The organism is Vibrio thalassae, assembly GCF_900089835.1.
Taxonomy (GTDB): Bacteria; Pseudomonadota; Gammaproteobacteria; order Enterobacterales; family Vibrionaceae; genus Vibrio; species Vibrio thalassae.
Genome location: NZ_OANU01000010.1, coordinates 60,951 through 83,370 on the forward strand (window position 1 = coordinate 60,951; position 22,420 = coordinate 83,370).

Annotated in this window: 18 protein-coding genes, 1 other RNA gene and 1 pseudogene; 10 read left to right on the forward strand and 10 right to left on the reverse strand. The window is 45.0% G+C overall.

Annotated features, from left to right (window positions below; all coding sequences use genetic code 11):
• Positions 1 to 13 precede the first annotated feature (13 nt).
• The 7 genes from VTH8203_RS06045 to VTH8203_RS06075 all read right to left on the reverse strand — a co-directional run bounded on the left by VTH8203_RS06045 (position 14) and on the right by VTH8203_RS06075 (position 9,669).
• Positions 14 to 997, reverse strand: a complete 984-nt coding sequence (locus tag VTH8203_RS06045; RefSeq protein WP_096992849.1) for an ABC transporter ATP-binding protein — start codon at positions 995 to 997, stop codon at positions 14 to 16.
• 1 nt (position 998) lies between these two features.
• On the reverse strand, positions 999 to 1,919 hold the full coding sequence (locus VTH8203_RS06050) for an ABC transporter permease (RefSeq protein ID WP_096992850.1): 921 nt from the start codon (positions 1,917 to 1,919) through the stop codon (positions 999 to 1,001).
• A 1-nt stretch (position 1,920) separates the two neighbouring features.
• On the reverse strand, positions 1,921 to 2,940 hold the full coding sequence (locus tag VTH8203_RS06055) for an ABC transporter permease (protein WP_088876880.1): 1,020 nt from the start codon (positions 2,938 to 2,940) through the stop codon (positions 1,921 to 1,923).
• 81 nt (positions 2,941 to 3,021) lie between these two features.
• Positions 3,022 to 4,557: an ABC transporter substrate-binding protein gene (locus VTH8203_RS06060; RefSeq protein ID WP_096992851.1), complete on the reverse strand. Its 1,536-nt coding sequence runs from the start codon at positions 4,555 to 4,557 to the stop codon at positions 3,022 to 3,024.
• Between the two features lie 396 nt (positions 4,558 to 4,953).
• Positions 4,954 to 6,747 (reverse strand): MocR-like pyridoxine biosynthesis transcription factor PdxR, encoded by a 1,794-nt coding sequence (gene pdxR / locus VTH8203_RS06065; RefSeq protein WP_096992852.1) that lies wholly within the window; start codon positions 6,745 to 6,747, stop codon positions 4,954 to 4,956.
• A 184-nt stretch (positions 6,748 to 6,931) separates the two neighbouring features.
• Entirely contained in the window at positions 6,932 to 8,221 is a 1,290-nt protein-coding gene (gene gabT, locus VTH8203_RS06070) for a 4-aminobutyrate--2-oxoglutarate transaminase (RefSeq protein ID WP_096992853.1), read from the reverse strand.
• A 20-nt stretch (positions 8,222 to 8,241) separates the two neighbouring features.
• Positions 8,242 to 9,669, reverse strand: a complete 1,428-nt coding sequence (locus VTH8203_RS06075) for an NAD-dependent succinate-semialdehyde dehydrogenase (protein ID WP_096992854.1) — start codon at positions 9,667 to 9,669, stop codon at positions 8,242 to 8,244.
• 294 nt (positions 9,670 to 9,963) lie between these two features.
• Between VTH8203_RS06075 and VTH8203_RS06080 the strand changes: the two genes are divergently transcribed.
• Positions 9,964 to 12,495 carry a choice-of-anchor D domain-containing protein gene (locus tag VTH8203_RS06080; RefSeq protein ID WP_096992855.1) on the forward strand — a complete coding sequence of 844 codons (2,532 nt, stop codon included), beginning with the start codon at positions 9,964 to 9,966 and terminating at the stop codon, positions 12,493 to 12,495.
• 74 nt (positions 12,496 to 12,569) lie between these two features.
• Here the strand turns inward: VTH8203_RS06080 and VTH8203_RS06085 are convergent, their stop codons facing one another.
• Positions 12,570 to 13,637, reverse strand: coding sequence for a PLP-dependent cysteine synthase family protein (locus VTH8203_RS06085; protein WP_096992856.1), 1,068 nt, complete (start codon positions 13,635 to 13,637; stop codon positions 12,570 to 12,572).
• 122 nt (positions 13,638 to 13,759) lie between these two features.
• Between VTH8203_RS06085 and VTH8203_RS06090 the strand changes: the two genes are divergently transcribed.
• The 3 genes from VTH8203_RS06090 (at position 13,760) to VTH8203_RS06100 (ending at position 16,944) form a co-directional block, all read left to right on the forward strand.
• Positions 13,760 to 14,221: an Lrp/AsnC family transcriptional regulator gene (locus tag VTH8203_RS06090; RefSeq protein ID WP_096992857.1), complete on the forward strand. Its 462-nt coding sequence runs from the start codon at positions 13,760 to 13,762 to the stop codon at positions 14,219 to 14,221.
• A 108-nt stretch (positions 14,222 to 14,329) separates the two neighbouring features.
• On the forward strand, positions 14,330 to 15,505 hold the full coding sequence (locus VTH8203_RS06095; protein ID WP_096992858.1) for an iron-containing alcohol dehydrogenase: 1,176 nt from the start codon (positions 14,330 to 14,332) through the stop codon (positions 15,503 to 15,505).
• On the forward strand, positions 15,505 to 16,944 hold the full coding sequence (locus tag VTH8203_RS06100) for a coniferyl aldehyde dehydrogenase (protein ID WP_096992859.1): 1,440 nt from the start codon (positions 15,505 to 15,507) through the stop codon (positions 16,942 to 16,944). Before VTH8203_RS06095 ends, VTH8203_RS06100 begins: the two co-directional genes overlap by 1 nt.
• A 52-nt stretch (positions 16,945 to 16,996) precedes the next feature.
• On the opposite strand, the gene tesB is transcribed toward VTH8203_RS06100, so the two are convergent.
• Entirely contained in the window at positions 16,997 to 17,872 is an 876-nt protein-coding gene (gene tesB / locus VTH8203_RS06105; protein ID WP_038222333.1) for an acyl-CoA thioesterase II, read from the reverse strand.
• 206 nt (positions 17,873 to 18,078) lie between these two features.
• Between tesB and VTH8203_RS06110 the strand changes: the two genes are divergently transcribed.
• Complete coding sequence (locus tag VTH8203_RS06110) at positions 18,079 to 18,534, forward strand: YbaY family lipoprotein (RefSeq protein ID WP_096992860.1); 456 nt, start codon at positions 18,079 to 18,081, stop codon at positions 18,532 to 18,534.
• A 20-nt stretch (positions 18,535 to 18,554) separates the two neighbouring features.
• Here the strand turns inward: VTH8203_RS06110 and VTH8203_RS06115 are convergent, their stop codons facing one another.
• Positions 18,555 to 18,857, reverse strand: coding sequence for an MGMT family protein (locus VTH8203_RS06115; RefSeq protein WP_096992861.1), 303 nt, complete (start codon positions 18,855 to 18,857; stop codon positions 18,555 to 18,557).
• 51 nt (positions 18,858 to 18,908) lie between these two features.
• Here VTH8203_RS06115 and VTH8203_RS06120 point away from each other — a divergent pair, with 51 nt between their 5' ends.
• The 5 genes and pseudogenes from VTH8203_RS06120 to VTH8203_RS25455 all read left to right on the forward strand — a co-directional run.
• Positions 18,909 to 19,649, forward strand: coding sequence for a VP0952 family biofilm-associated protein (locus tag VTH8203_RS06120; RefSeq protein WP_096992862.1), 741 nt, complete (start codon positions 18,909 to 18,911; stop codon positions 19,647 to 19,649).
• Positions 19,650 to 19,843: 194 nt separating this feature from the next.
• An RNA gene (gene ffs, locus VTH8203_RS06125) (signal recognition particle sRNA small type) lies at positions 19,844 to 19,940 on the forward strand.
• Between the two features lie 120 nt (positions 19,941 to 20,060).
• Positions 20,061 to 20,684 (forward strand): TnsA endonuclease N-terminal domain-containing protein, encoded by a 624-nt coding sequence (locus VTH8203_RS06130; protein WP_096992863.1) that lies wholly within the window; start codon positions 20,061 to 20,063, stop codon positions 20,682 to 20,684.
• Positions 20,685 to 20,686: 2 nt separating this feature from the next.
• Positions 20,687 to 22,213 (forward strand): annotated as a pseudogene (locus VTH8203_RS06135) (Mu transposase C-terminal domain-containing protein); the annotation flags it as partial.
• A gap of 71 nt (positions 22,214 to 22,284) precedes the next feature.
• On the forward strand, positions 22,285 to 22,420 hold a 136-nt coding region (locus VTH8203_RS25455; protein ID WP_158296061.1), incomplete at its 3' end, for a transposase.

A 22,420-nucleotide genomic window follows, 5' to 3' on the forward strand; every position in this document is an offset into this window, starting at 1 on the left:
CCTCCTCAATTAATCAAGCAATTTGCTTCTGCTGTTTTGGGGGTTGATGATGAAAGCACAGAACCTGATGCGCGTTATATTGTTTGGCTTCTGGCGCAGCGCTTAGACATAGATCGGTTGCAGCATGGCAACGGGAGGCAAAAGCACAGCCTTGAGGTTTTGTTCTCATGTCAGGTACAGAACCCGGTATGGCGTACAATTCATGGGTTAAACCAATCGCTGGGACGGAATTAAGTAGCCCTTTGGTATAAGGATGCATAGGGCTATTGAACAGTGACTCGATAGGGCCTTGTTCAACAATGGTTCCGGCGTACATCACCGCCACGCGGTCACATAGCGATGCCACGACGGATAGGTCATGAGTAATAAACAAAATGCTGATGTTCTGTTTTTCGGCTAGTTCGCGCAGCAGCAAAATGATTTGTGCTTGAATGGTGACATCGAGTGCTGTTGTTGGCTCATCGGCGATAAGGACTTTGGGCTCACAGCTTAACGCGATGGCGATCATAATTCGTTGTAATTGGCCACCAGAAAACTGATGTGGATATTTCTTTACCGCTTGTTTCGGTTCTGGAAGGTGAACCATGTCCAGCAACCGTATTGCTTCGAGCTTGGCTTTTTTGCGACTGATTTTGCGGTGAGCAAGAATAATATCAGCCATTTGTTGTTCGATGGTGAAGTAGGGGTTTAGAGCCGTCATCGGGTTTTGGAATATCATCGCAATATCGTCACCACGAACGCGTGCCCACTCTTGTGCAGAAAGCAACTCAAGGGGTTGACCTTCAAGACAAATCGAACCATTAAGAATGGCGTTATCTGGTAGTAGTCCGAGACAGGCGGTTGAAGTGAGGGACTTTCCGCACCCAGATTCGCCTACCAAGCCAAGGATCTCGCCACGGTTGAGTTCAAAACTGCATCCATTAACGGCATGGATAGTTGAGGAGAAGTTCTCAAATTGAATGCTAAGGTTGCGTACGGACAATAGAGAATCGGTCATACTAATCTCTCCCTTTGAATTTTGGATCAAGTGCGTCTCGTAAACCATCACCTAATAAGTTGGCAGCCAAGACCGTGACAAAAATAGCGCAGCCTGGGAATACGGCGGTCCACCAGTATTCAAGGAACAACGATTGTGCATTGCCTATCATTAATCCCCACTCAATGGTTGGAGGGACAGCGCCCAGACCTAAGAAACTTAATGCTGCTGCCCAGAGGATCACGTACCCAAAATCCATAGAAACTTGAATCAATAGCGGGGTCATGGCATTAGGAAGGAGGTGCTTAAACATGATCGTTAAATGACCGACGCCGGCCGCTTGAGCAGACAGCACATATTGCTCATTACGCACGCTAATCACCGCTGCACGGAGAATTCTTGAGTACCACGGGAACCATGATAGAGCGATGGCAAACATCACATTCAATAGCCCTGGCCCCAGTATTGCTATCATACAGATAGGTAAGAGCATGGGAGGAAAGGCGAGAAACACATCGGAGATTCGCATTAAGCAGCCATCGACTTTGCCACCAACATAGCCTGCGACCAGACCAATGGGTAAGCCAATAACAAGCGCTAATATCACCGTAATAATACCGACCGATAGAGAGGTTCGGGCGCCATAAAGAATTTGGGAGAAGATGTCTCTTCCTAAGTTATCCGTGCCAAACCAATGGAGCGCGTTAGGCGATTGCAGCTTGTGGGCAAAGTTCATTTTTGCAGGGTCATAAGGCGCTAGCCAAGGTGCAAAGACCGCCATGACAATCAGAGAAATAAAAATGAACGCGCCAATGTAAAGTAGTGGGTTGTTTTTAGCGTTGTACCAGACCTTACGAACGCGAGTTTGCCACAGATGCTGTGCGACAGGCTCTGAATTTGCGCTTAACGCAATACTTGCAACGTGTGCGGATGATTTACTCATATTACACCTCAGGAGACAGTCTTGGGTCGACGGTGAAGTACAGTAGGTCGATGATGAAATTCACCAGTAAATAACTCGATGACAGGATCAAGGTGACACCCATAACAGCAGGAAAGTCGTTAGTGATGACAGATTCGACAACGTAGCGACCTATACCGGGCCAATCAAAGATGGACTCTACAATCACACTGTTGCCCAGCATAAATCCATAGGTCAGGCCAATAACAGTCAACAACGGGACGAGTGTTGCTTTTAACGCATAGAAGAAATAAATCTTGGAGTGACTTAATCCAAACGCATGACCAGTGCGAATGTAATCTTGGCTCAACACCTCCACCATTAAGTTGCGTGTAGTTCGAACAAAAATGGCAAACGTGGCGAGGCTAAGGGTGAGTACGGGCAAGGCTAAATGCTGGACTGCACTTTTAAAGGCAACCCAATCCCCAGCCAGTAAAGTATCTACCGTGAATAGTCCTGTAACTGCAGTAAACTGCGCATCAATGAGAATATGAGAATCAATTCTTCCTTGCAGCGGAAACCAGTTTAATACGCCATAAAACAGCATTTGTAGCAAGATGGCGAGAAAGAAGGATGGAATCGCGATACCAACAATAGATACGCCACGCGCCATTTGGTCGACTGGCGTTTTATTTCGAATCGCTGCCCAGACGCCAAGTGGGATGCCAGTACATAATGAAATACCAATAGCAATGGTGACCAGCTCAATGGTCGCCATCATATGCTTAATAATTTCGGATTTAACCTCTTGGCCGGTACGTAAGCTCTTGCCGAAATCGCCTGTTGCGGCTTGGGAAATATAGGACACAAATTGGTGCCATAATGGTTTATCCAGCCCTAACTCTTGTTTGGCGATAGCGATTTGTTCCGCTGTGGGTTTGGCTCCAAGCATCATTTCCACTGGAGACGAAGGTAGCACTCTGGTTAAAAAGAAAGTAATAACCAAAATGCCGACCATGATGCCAACCAGCGTTAACGAGCGTCTAAAAATGTAATTTCTCATAACTACTTACCACTATGTCTTCAATGACGTTGAGAAAGAAGTACCGTGCTCGGTACTTCTTTCTGAGCTCCTGCTCGCTGATTATTTTGAGAGTTGATAGAAGAACGTGGCCGCGTAAGCTGGGTTTGGCGTGACGCCTTCAATCTCTTTGTGGTGAATGATGCGGCCCTTCAAGTCGGCGTAGAAGATAGCGACGGCATCATCAATGAGCACTTGCTGTGCCTGCTGGTAATAGCTAGAAGCCTGAGCTTTATTCGTTGGCTCGGCGGCTACACCCTTGTCCACAAGAGAGTCGTAGTTGGCGTTAGAATAGTGAGACAAGTTAAACGACGGTGATTCTTCGGTTTTGAACAGACCAATCAACCAATCTGAAGGTGTCGCGTAAGTTGGCCACCATGTCATAGACTGAAGGTTCGGTGCGGTTTTTAGATTCTTCGCATCGTTCCAGATCTTACCCCAAGGGCCCGGCTTTAGATTCAGCGTCACACCAATCTGGCGTAGATTCTCTTGATACATTAGCAAGGCATTTTTATAGGCTTCTGAAGAGTTGATATAGGCAGCATCCAGAACCCAGTCTTTTTTCGGAATGCCAGATTGTTCCAATAATGCTTTGGCTTGCTTAAGGTCGAAGGGTGGGCTTTCCTGACCTTCGATAGCACCCCACATGGTACCGGGAACAATACCGCTAGGAATGGTTGCTCCTCCTGCGTAGATGTAATCAACCACAGATTGATAGTCCCAAGCATGAAGTAATGCTTTACGGAACTCTAGGTTATCCGTTGGGTATTTTTGAGTATTGATTAAGAACTGTGAGTTCTTCCATGAGGGAGTGTCAATCACTTTAACATCTGGATGCTTTGCGAGTGATTCCACTAGGTCAGCAGAAGGTAAGCTGATAAAGTCGGCATCACCTGCTTTGATCATCTGTACTTGCGTCGCTGGGTTTGAAACGTATTTTAGCACCACACGATCGAGTTGCTCGTCTTGCCAACCACCCCAGTACTGCTCGTTCTGCTCTAGAATGACTTGTTGACCCTTTTCCCACTGAGTCACTTGGTAAGGGCCAGTTCCTGCTGCATTACCCTGATTAAACCATTCTGTGCCTTTGTCTGCAGCAGCGGGTGAGTAGATATAAGCGCCATACTGTGACGAAGCGATAAGATCGATAGGCGATGGTTTCTCTGTTTTGATGACTAAGGTATTGGCATCGGGTGTGGAAATCTCCATTTTAGGCCAAATATAGTAAGCCCCTTTTTTCATAGAAACCGTACGTTCGATAGAAGATTTGGCTGCTTGAGAATTAAAGGGTGTCCCGTCATGAAACTGCACACCTTCTCTCAGTTGGAACGTCCAAGTTAAACCGTCTTCACTTACGTTCCAGCTTTTTGCTAGTGCCGGACTGAAGGTTTCTTTTGAACTCGGAGGGTTATACCAGACCAATGGTTCGTAAACGTTGCTAAGCATGATGACTTCGGTAGAAAAGGCAATGGCAGGATCCCAATCTTTAATATCGGTATATGTAGCAAATGTTGCGGTGTTTAGCGCAGAGGCATGAGTAAAGCCTGTAGCGAGCGTTAGTAGCGCAACAGCAGTCAATTTATGTTTGCGTAGTAACATGATGCTTCCTTGTAATTATTTGACCAGAGTAAGGCCTTGTTTATTTACTTCCTGTTCAAGACATTTAAAAAATAGCGCTCAGGTTAACTATCGAGTAGTACCAGTTGTCGTTATCGTTGGATCCAGTTTTGTTAATAAATATGTTCAACGAATTGGCTTATATAAAACAGAATTATCTTGGTGAGTTACACTCGCTGTTTTGTTATTTTTGTAGTTACTTATGCTGAATTATGTGAAATATCGGTTGATATTTTTGGTTTTAAGTTCTAGGTAGCGATATATATAAGATACTGAGCGGTAAAATAATTTACTATAGAATGTTGGGTAAGACCTTTCTTTAATAGATATGCAATCCAGTTAACAAATATGTGACATTTATCTCAGCGATCATTTTATTCAATGGGATGGTATTGATGCTTTTGGTAATAGAGTCCCTTTCGATACCAAAAGACCATTTTCGTCAAACCGATACAAGGTATTGTTATGGCGAATCAACTTCTGTCTTCGTACGTCGGAAAATTGCCATTTCTTCCACTGAATGCACAAGGTGTCTTCTTCTAACCACCAATACCCCTCATCCTCATCATTTGGGCGGTTGGACATACCGTGCATTCGACCATCTTGCTGGAAAGTCACTTTATAAGGAATGTTAAAGCAGTCAGTCGTGCAGATGATGTAACCATCGACCACCTCCCTGACTTCATCAGCCTTAAGTCGTTGTCCTTTTACTGTTTCTAAGGAGTCATCGGGCATAATGTGTTGAGCAAGCAGCGCTAGGCGTTTTATGCCTTCCCTAATATCGCTTTCGTCGATGGAGTTGAAACTCAGCCGAATACCATTTCTCTTGGCGTTAGCAAAATAGTACTTCTCTCCAGAATTGATCAAAATCCCGTGTTGCTGCGCCACGTTAGCCAGCCGGTTTGCGTCAAAACCGGGTTTGTAGTCGATCCAGAATGCGGTACCAGATAATGCTGAGGCTACCCCTGATTGCGGAAAGTAGAAATTAAGCGCCTTTTCCATGGTAAGCCATTTACTGCGATAGCGAGTCAGTAGTCGATGTATTAATGAATCGTAGTAGCCTAATTTAAGAAACAGAGCTAGGGTCTGACAGTTGTTTTTAGGCGGGCAAGTATGGTTGCGCTGTTGAAGCCGTTTAGCCAGCTCAATGAACTGAGGTGCGGCGACGATAAAGCCAAGTCGCAGACCTGGAGCGATAGTAGAAGAAAAGCTCGAGAGGTAAATAATACGCTCACTATGAATTTCGCCTTTTAGTGCTGGAATGTCTTCATCAATAAAGTTGGTTTCATGCTCAAAGTCGTCTTCGATCACCAGAAAGTCGTGTTCCTCAGCAGCTTGAAGCAGAGCTTGTCTTCTGTGTTTTGACATTCGCACTGTGGTAGGGAACTGATTGCTCGGGGTGACATAAACCAAATCGCATGAGTGCAATGACTCATTAATTACTGCTCCCTGTTCGTCGATATCAATTGGGACGATGCGATCTGTTTTTGCACTTAGTTGATTTACTGCTTCTGGGTATCCCGGATTTTCGATACCAACCGTTGTACTTTGGTCGGTCAACAAGCGGCTAATCAAGTTTAAACTGTGCTGAGTTCCCATGGTAACCATTATTTGATTATGCTGTGCAAAGATTCCTCGTCGAGGTAGGACACGAGTGCGAATTTGCTCAATCAGTTCATCGTAGTTCTCAAATTCGGAAGTCCAGCGTTTGCTGTTGATTTTGTTCAACGATTGAATGGCGCATTTACGCCATTCAGCCACGGGAAAGGTGGTCTCATCGACCATTCCATGAATAAAGCGATAAGGATACTCACTCAGCTCTTGAGGAGAGGGCGGTGAATCGAGAGTGGTGAGCTTGACGTATCTGTTCCATGGCAGAGTCTGCTGTTGGTCGCGTGTAGTAAGGGGCTTAGGCTTAATATTTAGCTCGGGGTTTATGTAGTAACCCTTGCGCTCTCGCGAAATAAAAAAGCCCTCAGCATTGAGCTGTTCATACACTCGAAGGACGGTGTTGCGAGATACTTTGAGGCTGGTGGCAAGCTTTCGAGAAGAGGTGATAGGCACCGATCTATCTAGAAAGCCGCTGGTGATCGCATGCGTAATACCGGTTTTGATTTGGTCTTGCAGTGACAGGGATAAATTGGTGTCGATTTGAATGTACTTCTCTAACACTGCTTACCTCAACGATTGATTACCTTACCAACAGTATTGGTTAATGAAATGTTATTTTCCGAGACCAAGATCGCGCGTTGTATTGGAATCTGATTCACAACTGTAAATACGTGACTCAGATTCCAAATGTAGATTTAATTCATAGAGTTAGTTGGTTGTTACTTGGTGAGTAAATGCAGTAAAACTATAGCGTCAAGTTTTGATTAGTGATTTTTGTAAGGCATTTGTAAATCGTTGTGAGGCCTTTTTCAATATCGTCGTTTTCAATGGTCAGGGGAGGTAGAAAGCGGATGACATTACTTTTAACTCCACAAGATAAAATGATCACGCCTTGCAGTACACAAGCCGTCACTAATTGCTTAGTAATGTGTGCAAGTGGCTCTCCTGTTCTCGGATTGTCGAGCTCTATCGCAATCATGGCGCCGACTTGCCGCACTTCGCTAATACAAGGTAACTCCCTGCGCATAGCGTTGAGTTTGTCATTAAACTGTTGTCCGATTTCGACCGCGCGATGACATAATTGTTCCTGCTCTATGATGTCTAAAACACTGAGAGCAGCAGTGCAAGCTAATGGAGATCCCGCATAGGTACCACCTAAGCCACCGGGCATAGCGCTGTCCATGATTTCAGCTTTGCCAACCACTGCTGAGATAGGAAAACCGCCCGCGATGCCTTTAGCCATAGTCGATATATCCGGTACCAAGTCAGTGTGACTGGACGCAAACATCGCCCCTGTACGAGCGAAGCCGGTTTGGATCTCATCGCAGATGAGTACGATACCGTGTCGGTCACACAAGACTCGTATTGCATCTGTCCAAGCTTTCGGTGCGGCGTAAAATCCACCTTCTCCCTGAATGGGTTCAAAAATAATAGCCGCGACACGTGAAGGCTCGATATCAGTAGTCAGTAAGTCGTTGAGCGCCTCGAGGCTTTGCTCAACGGTAACGCCATGAAGTACGTTGGGAAACGGTGCATGGTAGATGTCGTTAGGAAATGGACCAAAACCAGCTTTGTAAGGGGTCACTTTTCCTGTCAGTCCCATACACATATTGGTTCTGCCATGGAAGCCGCCTTTAAAAGCAATGACTCCGCTACGTTTAGTGTGGGCGCGAGCAACCTTAATTGCATTTTCAACTGCCTCTGCTCCGGTGGTTAAGAACACCGCCTTTTTATCGAAATCTCCAGGGGCTAATTGGGTGAGCTTTTCAGCCAATGTGACAAAACTAGTGTAGGGCGTCACCATAGCGCAGGTGTGGCTGAATTGTTGTAGCTGTTCAGTGACGGCAGCGACAATTTTCGGATGTGAGTGACCGGTATTAGTTACTGCTATGCCAGAAGCAAAATCTATGTACTGGTTGCCTTCAATATCCGTTAACGTGGCGTTGTTGGCTCGCTCAATATAGACAGGGGCAAGGTTACCCATACCCTGTGCAATAACGGCGTCTTTTCTTTTTTGCCAGTCTAAATTGCTCATATTCTTTCCTTAGCTGAGAGTTAGAGATTACCGAAGCAGATGTATTTAGTATTTAGGTATTCTTCGATCCCTTGTTTTGCGCCTTCACGGCCGAAACCAGATTGTTTAATACCGCCGAATGGGGCGACTTCGGTGGAGATTATGCCTTCGTTGATGCCTACCATCCCGAACTCTAATGTGTCGGCCACTCTGAAAGCGCGTTGAATGTCTTTGGTATAGAAGTAGCTTGCCAAGCCATAGATGGTGTCATTACATTGCTTGATGAGATCGCTTTCATCTTCAAATCGAATCACCGGTGCAACGGGGCCAAATATTTCAGTTTGTACAATGTCCATATTGCTGGAGACGTCGGTCAGTACGGTGGGTTGTAGATAGTTACCCGATAACTTATCGCCACCGTATTGCAGCTTGGCACCTTGCTGCAACGTCGTAGAGATCAGCGCTAAGATGCTGTCTTTAGCTTTGCTATCAATCAGTGGGCCCACATGGGTATCGACTTCTAAGCCATAGCCAACATTGAGTTGTGAGACGGCAGACACAAACTGATCAACGAACTCATCATAGATAGCGTCTTGAACATAAAAGCGATTGGCACAGACACAAGTCTGTCCTGCATTTCGAAACTTAGAGGCGATAGCGCCTTGAACGGCAGCTGGAATATCCGCATCGTCAAAGACGACAAAGGGCGCGTTGCCACCGAGTTCCATCGACGTACGTTTTATGGTGTCAGCGGTCTGTTTCAGTAATGCTCGACCTACTTCTGTGGAACCTGTAAATGACAGCTTCTTAATATCTTCATGGTGACAAAGTAGGTCGCCAACCAGTACAGAAGAGTGGTTATTGATAACAAACAGCAGATCTTTGGGAAGACCAGCTTGATAGGCAAGCTCAGCGATAGCGTAAGCCGACAGAGGGGTTTGGTTTGCAGGTTTCACAATACAGCTACAACCTGCTGCCAACGCTGGAGCTACCTTTCGAGTGATCATGGCAATAGGAAAGTTCCAAGGCGTGATGGAAGCGGTCACCCCTATTGGCTGCTTAGTGGTCATGAGTCGTTTTCCTGCAGCAGGAGCAGGAATAGTGTCACCGTAGGTACGTTTGGCTTCCTCTGCAAACCACTTTATAAAGCTGGCACCATAAACCACTTCACCTTTAGCCTCGGTCAGCGGTTTGCCTTGTTCTAGCGTCATGATTTGCGCTAGCTCATCACTGTGCTCAGTCACCAGCTCGAACCACTTATTTAAAATAGTGGCACGATGGCTAGCGGTGGTATTTTGCCATTCTTGTTGCGCGACCTTAGAGCGTTCTATTTTGTGATTAATGTCTTCAATGGAAAGAGAAGGTATATATCCCACAATGGAGTCATCATGTGGGTTATATACCGCAATAGAATGGTCAGTTTGATTATTAAATGCAGCGAGCAGTTCGTTATTATTTATATATTCCATTATTTATTCTCCCAACTAATGTAACGTTGAGAATAGGCGAATCGGTTTACTCGGCTTAGTACCAGTTAGCACTATTTCCTGGTACCAGACTAAGATGGTTGTTGAGGGGGATAATAATTTGCTGGTACCACGAAATAGTGGCAACTGGTACCTAGCAGGTATTTTGGCTTTTCTATTATTAGTTCGATTGTGAGCCGTCAACTGTGTGCGACAGTAAGTGCAATATTTCAGAGCTCGGCAATCATAAAGTCCCTATTCAGGGAAGAACATTGACTTTATATTTGGAGAAATAGAATGAAGCCTTCTTTCTGTCTCTCGCTAGTATCTGTTGTGCTTTATTCAGTACCAACAGTAGCGGATGAGCTTTTTTACGATGACTTTAATTCGGGGTTGTCTAATTGGATCGCGTATGGAAATACCAGCACCAATGACACTGTCGTTATTGATGGTTTATCGGCTTATCTAAAAGAAACCGGCTCAATAGAAAGAGTAATAAACGTCAGCGGTTATAGTGATATTAATGTGGACTACGTACTCGCAGCGAGACTACTTGAGTCAGCTGATTATTGTATAGCAGAATACTCAACGGACGATGGCAACAGTTACACTCAAATGTCAGCGCTCACTAATGGGCAAGACGGTGGCGATTTTTATCCATCGTCGATAACGATTCCTTCAAGCAACAGCCTAACCCTTCGTTTTAGAGCGCAAACGGGTGGCGCTGACCATTGCTATGTGGAGAATGTGTCAGTAACAGCAACAGCCAATTCGGGCGGAGAGACTCCAAGTATTGTAGTAACGGAGCAAGCCAACTTTGGTGACCAGGTGATTGATAGTCAAACTCAAAAGCGAATTTCGGTAGCCAATTCAGGAATGCAGTCGCTCACCATTAATAGTGCTCAAGTTTCTGGCGCGGATTATGTGTTAGTCAATAATAGTTGTGATGGGGTCACGCTGGATAACAATACCTCTTGTGATGTGACGGTGCAGTTTGAGCCAACGACATCTGGATTAAAAACCGCAACACTTACCCTAGATAGTAATGATCCTCAAAATTCAACCGCTCAAGTGACGTTAAGTGGTTATGGGGTTGAAGATAACAGCGGAGAGTATACGGAGAATTATCAACCGCTCACTGGCAGTGGGAATGTGAGTCGTAACCAACTGAGTTACTCTGAGCTTAACAGTAGCAATGCGGTTTCCTATTTAGCGACAACTCAGGCGTTTGCATTACCGAGTGAGGCTGCCCAACCAGAGCATAATTTTGAAGGGACGTTAACTCTTATCGCCCCTGAGAGTGCCGGAATCGGCCAGTTTACCGAGCATAGAGATACCTTCCGTTACACTGGAAATGGTGATGATCCTAGAAAGCATATTCCTGACTTCTCTTTCTCATTTGTTCAAAGTGGTACCCACTTAATTCCTGTAGAACGCGGTATTAATCTTGGTTCTCATCCATACTGGGAGTACATTTTAGAGCCGGGGAGAGTGTGGAAAGAAAACTCGGACAATGGTTCAAGCAGGGCAGCCATTCCGTTTTCTCTTATCCAAAAGAACTCGAATTGTGTCCATAATGGCCTAATGATGTTTACCTTTGATAATCAATCTGTTAGTCAGGTCGCTTATCAGATCGCCTCTGAAACATGTCTGTATTATCAGTTTGATATGTGGGGAAGTGTCGCCGCTACGTATACTCCTCATATTGTCGCAGATAGCTTAGCGCTCAAACAAGCGCATCAGGCGTATGAGCGCTCGAAAATTGAAACGCGAGCCTTGAGTGAACTTGTTAGTGACTATCCATCTATTGGCTTGAACCTTGCCAATATTGGTAGTGGTGTGACGCCGGAGCATATGACCGCTTATGGGGTGTTTTTCAACGGTGTTCACTACCGTGCTGAATGCAGTACACGACAAGGTGTGCACCCGTACTGTGATCGCTTGAGAATGCCCTCTTACTCAACGGCTAAAACCGCATTTGCGGGTACGGTTTCGATGAGGCTAGAGGCTATGTATCCAGGCTACATGAATACTGACCTGACTTCACTTGTACCAGAAACTGCCAATGATCCAGAAGGGGATTGGCAAGATGTAACACCGAACCATGCGTTGGATATGGCGACGGGTAACTATCGATTGTCCTCAAGTTCTATGAGTGATGAAGGCTCGACGGCTAATGATACTGGCTTCTTCCTGGTCCTAGGCCACCAAGACAAACTCGATTACTCAATAAGTCGTTATCCTCGTAAGTCGGTGCCGGGTTCATTGTTTATCTATCACACGACCGATACCTATATTGCAACCGTTGCAGCTCAGAATTTTACCAAGAGTCAGTTAGGTAGCCGCTTTGATGTATTCAATGACGTGCTGGTGGCGGATATTTGGTCGCCACTGGGTATTGATGAAGGCTCGAAAGATACGCGTCGCACCTATGACAGTGAAGGTATGCCATTTGGTGGATTTGGTTTGACCTTCCTGAGCGATGATATTGTGAAGTTGTCTAAGTTCACTTCTATTGATAGGGGAGCCGTTAATGGTCAACAACTACTGGATCCAGCAGAGCTAGCGATCGCGTTATTTGAAGACCCTACGTCATCGCCGCTGCCGACGACAATCACCAATAAATATTACGCCAATAGTATGTGGGGTAAATCGGTGACGGTTGACTCAGGATGTGACGTGATGATTCCGTTTATGTCGGGCTATGGTGGCATACAGTTTGTGATGTTGCCGAATGGTGTGATCTATTATTATGTAAGTGATAATGATGAGTTTAATTGGGATACAACGGCTATTGAGTTAGGTAAATTGGCGCCGTATTGCCATTAAGGTCTAAAGCTAGAAACTTAACAAATAAAAACGCCACTTCGCTTACCGAAGTGGCGTTTGGTTTTCATTGAAGATTAAGCCAAGTCACCGGTTACTTCGAAGCTTTCTAGCTTGTCAGTATAAGGTTGTAGATCGCCAATGTTGTTATTAATCCATTCTGCGTCGTAGTAAGTGTCGAGATAACGTTCGCCGCTGTCACAAAGTAGAGTGACAATAGAACCTGTTTCACCGCGCTTTTTCATTTCGCCCGCTAATTGCAGCACGCCGAATAGATTAGTACCTGTCGATGCGCCGACTTTACGACCTAACTTTTTCTCTAGCCAATGGATAGTAGCGATACTCGCCGCGTCAGGGATGGTACGCATCTCATCGACGACGCCAGGGATAAAGCTAGGCTCTACGCGTGGGCGACCAATGCCTTCAATTTTACTACCACAATCACCCGTTATATTGGCGTTACCTGTTTTGAAGAAGTCGTGGAATACCGAGTTTTCAGGGTCTACAACGCACAGTTTAGTGTTGTGCATTTGATAGCGGATAAAGCGACCGATCGTTGCTGATGTACCACCTGTACCAGGACTCATTACTACCCAGGTAGGAATCGGGTGATCTTCGAGCTCCATCTGATTGAAAATAGAGTTAGCGATGTTGTTGTTACCACGCCAGTCAGTGGCACGCTCTGCATAGGTAAATTGGTCCATGTAGTGACCATTGAGCTCTTTTGCTAAACGGTTAGACTCTGCATAGATTTGGTCTGGACGATCAACGAGGTGAGCTTTACCGCCGTAGAATTCAATTTGTTCGATTTTCTTGCGCGCAGTACTTTTTGGCATAACCGCGATAAACGGTAGGCCTAGTAGACGTGCAAAATAAGCTTCAGAAACCGCAGTGCTGCCTGAGGATGACTCAATCACTGTCGTCTTCGGACCAATCCAACCATTACATAGCGCATAAAGGAAAAGAGAACGCGCTAAACGGTGTTTTAGCGAACCAGTAGGGTGTGTACTTTCATCTTTTAGATAAACATCGATACCCTCGATGCTTGGTAGTTCAAGCTTGATGAGGTGCGTATCGGCTGAGCGTTGGAAGTCCGCCTCAATTTTACGAACGGCGTTGTTAATCCATTTAATATCGGTACACATAGTTTTGTTTCCTACTTTGTTATCGGTATGGTGATAATTTACCTACGTATCAGGAGAAAAACTTTGCTATATTGACTTTGAATTTCCCTATAGGTAGAAAACTTTTCTATTTGGAGTTGTTTGTGGATATAGATAATACTGATAAAAAGTTGTTGGCGTTGTTACAGCAAGATGGAACGTTGTCGTTGAACGATTTAGCGGAAGCCGTCAACCTGACCACGACACCATGTTGGAAGCGTTTAAAAAAGCTTGAAGACAATGGCATTATTGAAAAAAGAGTGGCTTTGTTAGACCCAGAAAAGCTTGGCTTGTCCTTTACTGCGTTTGTACAAGTGAAAACCACCGACCACTCGCATGAGTGGTATAAAAAGTTTGTCGAAACCGCGTCGTTGTTCCCTGAAGTAATGGAATTCTACCGCATGGCCGGAGAGTACGATTACATGATGAAGGTGCTCGTTAAGGACATGAAATGTTTCGATGAGTTTTATAAAAAGCTAGTAAACAGCATTGATGGACTATCGAATGTGACTTCTACGTTTGCGATGGAACCACTGAAATACACCACAGCTTTACCCATACGTTGATTCAGTAAAAGCTCTCAACTTATTACCATCATGCTTGCTTCGTCAGAGTAATCACTCTATAAAATGAGACTAGGTTCTTATCTACATTGGCAGGCAAGGGAGTGTCATATGCTGCATCAGCTATTGGTGTCGGTAAAAAAGCCATTTATCAAAATGGTGCCAGTGCCCAAGCCAGAGTGCTTATCAGGCTCTGGTCAAGTGCTGAACATCCCATCACTATGCAATCAATATTCAGTCAAAAAACCATTGATTGTTACGGATGGCGTGTTACGAAAACTGGGTCTGCTCGATAATATGCTGGCCGCATTGGAGACGGCTTCTATTGAATACAGTTTGTTTGATGAAGTCCTTCCAGACCCAGATTTTGCTGCGGTTCGCAAAGGGGTTGAGCGTTATAAGCAACAAGGTTGCGATGGCATTATTGCATTCGGGGGCGGATCGCCAATGGATTGCGCTAAGGCGATTGCTGGGAGCGCAAAGTCAAACAAAGATGTTTCAAAGCTGACTGGGCTGCTCAAAGTACACCGTCCATTGATGCCGATTATTGCGATTCCAACGACCGCAGGAACTGGCTCTGAAGGGACGGTAGCGGCGGTGGTGAGCGATGTAGAGTCCAAAATGAAACGCTCTATTACCGACCCATTTTTGGTGCCAAAAGTCGCAGTATTAGACCCTGATATTATGCTGGGTCTGCCCGCGCAAATTACTGCAGAAACAGGTGCCGATGCGTTAACACATGCGATTGAGTCATACCTTAGCCAATACTCAAACAGCTTTACCGAAAGGTGTTCAATCAGCGCAATCAAAGCGATTTTTGACTATCTCCCAGCGGCCTATCAGCAAGGAAGTGATAAAGTCGCACGAGAAAAAATGGCGATAGCAAGTTATGAGGCTGGGTTAGCGTTTACGCGTACCTATATTGGCTATGTTCACGCCATTGCTCATCAGTTGGGGGCTTTCTATCATGTCCCTCACGGTAGAGCGAATGCAATAGTTTTGCCCCATGTTCTGCGCTTTACCGCACAAAGAGATAACGCCAGACTGACACAGCTATCGCTGGCGTTAGGATATAAAGACAGTGCTCAGTTTATTGACAATGTCGAATCGTTACTCCGCGCTCTGAATATTCCAACAGTGATTCCAGAGCTGAACAAGTCCGACATTCCTCGTTTGGCGAAACAAGCGATTAAGGAAGCGTTTGGTGAGTATCCGGTGCCAGAAGAGATGACGGTAGCGGAGTGCCAACAGCTATTATCAACATTACTCGATACAGGAGTGCATTAATGAGTGTAGTAGAACTCAATGAACAGCAGATGATAGAGCGGCTTCAAGAACAGAAGGCTGCATTTAAAGAGTCTCCTTGTATTAGTCGCGAACTCAGACGTGTCAACCTGCTCAAACTTGAAAAAGTCCTACGTGAGAATCAATCTGAGATTTGCGAGGCCATCGCGAAAGATTTTGGGCATCGTTCTTCAGCGGAAACGGCACTACTAGAAATTTTTTCTTCCATCGATGGGATTATTGATGTGAGAAAACAGTTAAAGAAATGGATGCGCCCAAAACAGCGTCATACGTCAGTGTGGTTCTGGCCTGCGAAAAATAGAGTTGTGCCTCAACCGTTGGGTGTAGTTGGCATTATCGTCCCTTGGAACTATCCACTTTACTTGGCTATCGGGCCTATGACCGCAGCGTTGGCAGCCGGTAACCGTGTGATGGTGAAGATGTCGGAAAACTCGACCCACCTTTGCAAAACCTTAGCTCAGGCATTTTCGAGTGCGTTTACTGAGGATGAAGTGTGTTTTATCTCCGAAACAGGCACAACAGGGCAAGCGTTTTCAAAATTGCCATTTGACCACCTGATTTTCACGGGCTCTGGTGCAACAGGTCGCAAGGTGATGGCGGCGGCAGCGGAGAATTTAACGCCAGTTACTTTGGAGCTCGGTGGAAAGTCGCCAACCATTATTGCGCCAGACTACGATGTGAAGAAAGCACTAAAACGTATTCTTGGCGGTAAAGTGTACAACTCTGGACAGACATGCGTGGCTCCGGATTACTTGTTAGTCCCAGAAGATAAGCTCAAGCAAGTTATCAAAGCGGCCAAATCCGTCATGAAGAGCCGCTACAAGAGCATTGATCACCCAGACTACACCGCCGTGATTGATGAGGTGTCGTTTCATCGCCTTAATGAGACACTCCAATCTGCAAAAGAAGGAGCCGGCGAGGTGATTAATCTCATCCCAGCCAGTGAGCCAGACGCAGAGACTCGACGTTTTCCTTTGCATCTAGTGGTGAGTCCTGCCTGTGATGAGCCCGTAATGACAAGAGAGATCTTCGGCCCAATTTTGCCAGTGTTAACATACAAAACCATGGACGATGTTTATCATTTCATCAATGAACGTGACCGACCATTAGCGCTGTATTTGTTCTCTGATGACAAAGAACTGCAACAAGCGGTGTTGGAAAATACTATGTCGGGCGCACTCTCCATCAATGATGTGATGCTGCATGTAGCTCAGCACGATTTGCCATTCGGTGGTGTCGGACCAAGTGGGATGGGGCATTATCATGGACGAGAAGGGTTTGAAACGTTCTCCAAATTGCGTCCTATTATGCATCAAGGCAAGTTTTCAGCCATCGGCTTTTTGTATTCTCCCTATTCTGGGTTTGCGCGTCGCATGGTGAACTATCTGATCAATCGAAAGTGGGGTAAATACCCACATTAAGTAACACGTCATGTGCTTATGAAAAGGCGGGGATCAGTCCCCGCCTTTTCTATTAGTATCGTGAGGTTTCATCGGTAAAGCGCATAACACCTTCTTGGACAGAAGAAGCAATTAATTCACCTTTTTGGTTGAAAATTTCACCGCGCACTAAGCCTCGAGAGTTACTCGCATTGGGACTATCTATCACATATAACAACCACTCATCCATTTTCACTGGACGATGGAACCAGATGGAATGATCAATAGTGGCAACCTGAAATTTAGGGGTTAACAATGTGACACCATGAGGGTGCAAGGCGGTAGTTAAGAAGCCCCAATCAGAAGCGTAGCCAAGCAGATACTGGTGGATAAGTTGATTGTCTGGCATTTCACCATTAGCACGAATCCAAAGGTATTGTTTAGGTTCTGCCTTTTCTGGTTTTAATGGATTGATGACGGTCACTGGACGCATTTCAATCGGCTTTTCACCGCAAAAAGCTTTGCGAAGCTTCTCTGGGAGAAAGTCTGCGATCCGTGCGGCTAATTCAGATTCTGAGGCATAGTTCTCTGGTCCTGGTATTTCTGGCATGGCACTTTGATGTTCAAACCCCGGAGCCTCACCATGATAACTGGCTGTTAAATAGAAAATAGGTCGACCATTTTGGATAGCTTTGACGCGGCGGGTACTAAAACTTTTGCCGTCTCTGAGGTTTTCGACATCGTAAATGATGGGTTTTTCTGGGTCACCTGGGTAGAGAAAGTAACTATGGAAGGAGTGAACTGTGCGATCTTCAGCAACGGTATAACGCGCTGCCGACAATGCTTGTCCAATCACTTGCCCGCCATACACTTGTGGCAAACCAAGGTTCTCACTTTGTCCTCGAAACAAATCAACTTCAAGCTGTTCTAGCTGTAATAGTTCTAATAAATCGCTTAGTGGTTTACTCATAGCACCCATCTTTTATTCATAACTTTGTTAGCCAAGTGTGGGTTTTGCTATCAATTTCGTCAAGCAGAGAAAAATGTAGGAATAGGGTAAATTTATTGAAAAAAAGCGTGTTTTTGTTAAGCGAGATGTCGTATATCTGATATGTTTATTGCATATCGTTCCTGTTTTTTACACAGGTCGTAATCAAAAACTCTAAGAGAGGCATCATGAAAAAGACACTCATTGGCGCGTTGGTTATTGCTTTAGGTCTAGGCTTGGTAGGGTGCCAATCTGCACCTCAATCAGACGCTTCGTCTCAAGTGGAACAACAGAAAAATATGGAAGATGGTATGTCATCAGTGAAAGGCACTATCGCCTACAGAGAGCGCATTGCTTTGCCACCTAATGCTGTTGTGACCGTGAAGCTTCAAGATGTGTCGTTGCAAGATGTCGCAGCAACAGTGATCAGTGAGCAAACCTTTACCACCGATGGGGCACAAGTACCGTTTGATTTTGAGTTGAGTTACGACATGGCGGATATCAAAGCAAAACACACCTACAGTGTCAGCGCACGTATTGAAGTTGACGGTAAGCTACGTTTTATCAGTGATACCTCATACCCTGTGATTACTGACGCCAACCAAACAGCAAACGTCAATATGATGTTAGTGGGTGTCCGCTAAGTATTTCTATTGGATGGCAGTTATGGCTGCCATCCAAATTGTTTCAAACGAATCCTACCTTTGATTGAAAACGTCACGCCTTCTTCCATTAATCGCGCTCTCTGCCTTAAAAAATCATCGCCTTTTAGCGATATCTCTCCCTTGCCATTAATCACTCGATGCCAAGGCAGCGAACTGCCATCTGGGAGATTACCCAACGCCTTACCAACATGCCGAGCATAGCCCGGATACCCAGCCATTTTGGCAATTTGACCGTAAGTTGCGACTTTCCCAAGTGGAATTTGGTGAATTACTGCAAAGATTTGCGCCTTAAATTGATCCATACTGAAAGTGTCCTAGTTCATTTTGCCAAGGATAGGTAATAAGGAGGAGCTATGGTATTTTCTGTTTTTCAATTCATTATCACAAGTCTACTGGTTGTAGTTTGTGCCAGAACGATCAGCGTTACTGAGGGGGATATCCCCGTGTTAGCGATGATGATTCCCGCGTTATGGATCTTGCCTCAAGGCGGTATCGCAGGCTTGATGTTGCTCGCCTCAATGGTGGTTTATGGTCTCACTCTTCCGATTCAGTCCATTGCGATGTCGGTAGCGGTATGGATTCTTATTCCAGTATTTTCTGTTGCGTTCTCTAAACGAAGTAATATCTGGGTGGTGAGTATTATTGGTTTGATTGTTCTAACGCTCACCGTCGGTATTATGTTGACGCAGGCGGCAGGGAAATTGAGTGGCACGCCTATGGTGACATTAGTGCAAGCGTTCTCAGTGTTTGTTGCATGGTATGCAGCGCGAAACTGGAAAGGCTCAACCGAACATAGCTGGTGGTCATTGGCACTGATATTACCCATTTGGGCGGCGGGATTACCTTATGCTGCATTAGTCTCTTTATGTATGACGGGAATCTTAGCGTCGATGGAGAGTTTAGGAAGGCTCAAAACGTTCCGCTGGAATAAACTGTTCTGCTGGACACTGCCAACGGTCGGGTTTGCTGCTTTGGTTGTGGTGCCATCGGTTGATGTGCCGAAACCGGTCTTTGTGGTTTGGCTGTGCTTACTGGGTACTGCGTGGATGACAGACTATATTCTGAGTATCGACGTGGAACAGCAAGAACCTTAGCGGTCACATGTTACACGAGATAAAGCGTCGATATTGACTACAGTGTCGGCGCTTTGACTATTCTATAAGCACTTAATCTACTTGAAGAACAAATTTGTAGTGATGTCCTTGCATTCATCGTCACGATACCTGATAATCCTCCCACGCTTTGCAACAGTAACCCTTTACTAAGCAAGCTACAAAATCTATGGAGGCCCTGGTCCTCCCGCAACAATAGCTCGTGAACTCGGTCAGGTCCGGAAGGAAGCAGCCGCAGCGAGTGACTTGTGTGCCGGGATGTGGCTGGGGCTTCCACCCTTCTGAAGCCTGCAATATATGTTCGCATAAATTGCAGGCTTCTTCGCATATTTGCACTATAAGTCTGCATAGACTACTTTTTGTTGTAGGTTTACAACAAAAGTGAAGCACACTATGTTCGACCAAACCAAAAAGTCCTCACACGTCCACAACATCTGCAAGTTCATGAGCTTGAAGAATGATGCAGTTGTTCGCACTCTGTCCATCTTAGAGTTTGATTTCTGTTTCCACCTCGAATATAACGCAGACATCAAAAGTTTTACCTCCCAACCTTTTGGCTTCCACTATCAATTCAATAATCGAAAGTGCCGATATACCCCCGACTTTTTGGCGACAGATCACGACGACCATTCAACTTTCTTCGAAGTAAAACACTCTAGCCAGATTCTCAAACCTGACTTTAGGGAACGATTCAAAGAGAAACAAAGAGTTGCATTCAACGAATTTAACAGACGTTTAGTTTTAATTACTGAGAAGCAAATTAGAATGGGACCAACTTTAGATAACTTCAAGCTACTACACCGTTACTCCGGCTTGCGAACCGTGACTGAGTTTCAAAAGCTAGTGTTGGCGTTTATTCAACGTAAACAAATGGTGAAGTTACAAGAGGTATCTTTGTATTTCGGTTTATCGGAGCAGGACACACTTATCTCTACTCTACCTTGGATCTCTTCAGGGCAAGTTAAAACAGACCTAAACGGAATTGGCTTTGGTCTCGAAACCTACGTTTGGTGTTAACTATGTCATCGGACCCTAATAACATTTTTGGGTTCTTTGATGAGTTTGAAACTTCAGAAGTAGAGCCTCAGCAGCTTCCAATAGAGCTAACTCAAGAACCTGTTGAAATCTCTTCAACTATTGATTCTCAATCACCAAAAGTACAGCAAGAAGTTATCCGTCGTATCAAAATCATCACGTTCGTGGAGAAGCGTTTAAAAGGTGGATGGACGGAGAAAAACTTGAACCCTATTTTAAATTTCGTGGAGTCGGAATTACAGCTCACTCCACCGAGTTGGCGGACTTTAGCAACTTGGAAAAAAACTTACTTTGAAGCGGGTAAAGATCCCTGTGCACTTATTCCGAAGCATACATTTAAGGGTAATCGCCAAAAAGAAATGGACTCGCAATCCCTGATTGACGAGGCGATTAAGAATGTATACTTGACTCGTGAACGACTTAGCGTTGCAGATGCATACCGATATTATAAGAGCCGAGTGATTCAAATAAATCGAGGGATTGTGGAAGGCAAAATCAAGCCAATTTCCGAACGTTCATTTTATAATCGAATAAATGAGTTACCTCCTTATGAAGTGGCGATTGCGAGATTTGGCAAACGATATGCAGATCGAGAATTTCGCTCAGTTGGTCAGCAAGTAGCTGCGACCAAACCAATGGAATATGTCGAAATTGACCATACACCAGTTCCAGTAATTTTGATTGATGACGAGCTAGATATTCCTTTGGGACGACCCTATCTGACGATGCTTTATGACCGTTTCAGTAAATGTATCGTAGGGTGCAGTATCAACTTTAGAGAGCCGAGTTTTGACTCTGTCAGAAAGGCGCTATTGAACTCGCTACTGGATAAAAGTTGGGTAAAGCAAAGGTATCCATCCATTGAAAATGAATGGCCTTGTCAAGGTAAGATTGACTGTTTAGTCGTCGACAATGGTGCCGAGTTTTGGAGCCAAAGCTTAGAAGATTCATTACGGCCTCTAGTGTCTGATATCCAATACAGTCAAGCTGCTAAACCTTGGCGAAAGTCAGGTATCGAAAAGCTGTTTGATCAGATGAACAAAGGGTTAGTGAACGCACTGCCTGGAAAAACGTTCACCAATCCTACTCAACTTCAAGACTACAACCCTAAAAAGGATGCGGTGATTAGAGTTTCCGTGTTTCTTGAGTTGTTTCATAAGTGGATTGTCGATTATTACCATATGGCTCCTGATTCAAGAGAACGTGACATTCCATACCACAAGTGGAATCAATCGGAATGGACTCCCTCTTACTACAGTGGTGCAGAGAAGGAGCAATTGAAAGTTGAACTAGGTTTGCTTAGACACCGAACTATTGGAGTTGCAGGGATTAGGCTTCATAACCTACGCTATCAGTCCTCAGAACTTATTGAATACCGTAAATATTGGGCGTCCAACAATGGCAAAAAGCTGTTTGTTAAGACCAAAACAGACCCTTCTGATATCAGCTATATCCACGTTTACCTAGAATCGGAAAAGAGGTACATAAAAGTTCCAGCGGTAGACAACAGCCCCCTGTGTCAGGATAGTTGTCGCCCTTAATCCTCAATAAAAGTAAAACAGGGAGCGGTAAGTTTAATTAAGTGAAGCGTTATTCAGAAGAGCATAAGAAAGCAACTATTCGCAGGTTTGTTGAAAGTGGTTTATCCTTGCGGGAGTTTGCAGATAATGAAGGTATGCATATCTCTACTCTGCACGATTGGAAGAATAAGTATTTAG

Coding starts and splice junctions, on each gene's coding strand:
- VTH8203_RS06075 (WP_096992854.1), bottom strand. CDS start 9,669: ATGGAATATATAAATAATAACGAACTGCTCGCTGCATTTAATAATCAA.
- VTH8203_RS06120 (WP_096992862.1), top strand. CDS start 18,909: ATGGTATTTTCTGTTTTTCAATTCATTATCACAAGTCTACTGGTTGTA.
- VTH8203_RS06085 (WP_096992856.1), bottom strand. CDS start 13,637: ATGTGTACCGATATTAAATGGATTAACAACGCCGTTCGTAAAATTGAG.
- VTH8203_RS06055 (WP_088876880.1), bottom strand. CDS start 2,940: ATGAGAAATTACATTTTTAGACGCTCGTTAACGCTGGTTGGCATCATG.
- VTH8203_RS06095 (WP_096992858.1), top strand. CDS start 14,330: ATGCTGCATCAGCTATTGGTGTCGGTAAAAAAGCCATTTATCAAAATG.
- VTH8203_RS06115 (WP_096992861.1), bottom strand. CDS start 18,857: ATGGATCAATTTAAGGCGCAAATCTTTGCAGTAATTCACCAAATTCCA.
- VTH8203_RS06050 (WP_096992850.1), bottom strand. CDS start 1,919: ATGAGTAAATCATCCGCACACGTTGCAAGTATTGCGTTAAGCGCAAAT.
- VTH8203_RS06045 (WP_096992849.1), bottom strand. CDS start 997: ATGACCGATTCTCTATTGTCCGTACGCAACCTTAGCATTCAATTTGAG.
- VTH8203_RS06100 (WP_096992859.1), top strand. CDS start 15,505: ATGAGTGTAGTAGAACTCAATGAACAGCAGATGATAGAGCGGCTTCAA.
- tesB (WP_038222333.1), bottom strand. CDS start 17,872: ATGAGTAAACCACTAAGCGATTTATTAGAACTATTACAGCTAGAACAG.
- gabT (WP_096992853.1), bottom strand. CDS start 8,221: ATGAGCAATTTAGACTGGCAAAAAAGAAAAGACGCCGTTATTGCACAG.
- VTH8203_RS06080 (WP_096992855.1), top strand. CDS start 9,964: ATGAAGCCTTCTTTCTGTCTCTCGCTAGTATCTGTTGTGCTTTATTCA.
- VTH8203_RS06060 (WP_096992851.1), bottom strand. CDS start 4,557: ATGTTACTACGCAAACATAAATTGACTGCTGTTGCGCTACTAACGCTC.
- VTH8203_RS06110 (WP_096992860.1), top strand. CDS start 18,079: ATGAAAAAGACACTCATTGGCGCGTTGGTTATTGCTTTAGGTCTAGGC.
- VTH8203_RS06130 (WP_096992863.1), top strand. CDS start 20,061: ATGTTCGACCAAACCAAAAAGTCCTCACACGTCCACAACATCTGCAAG.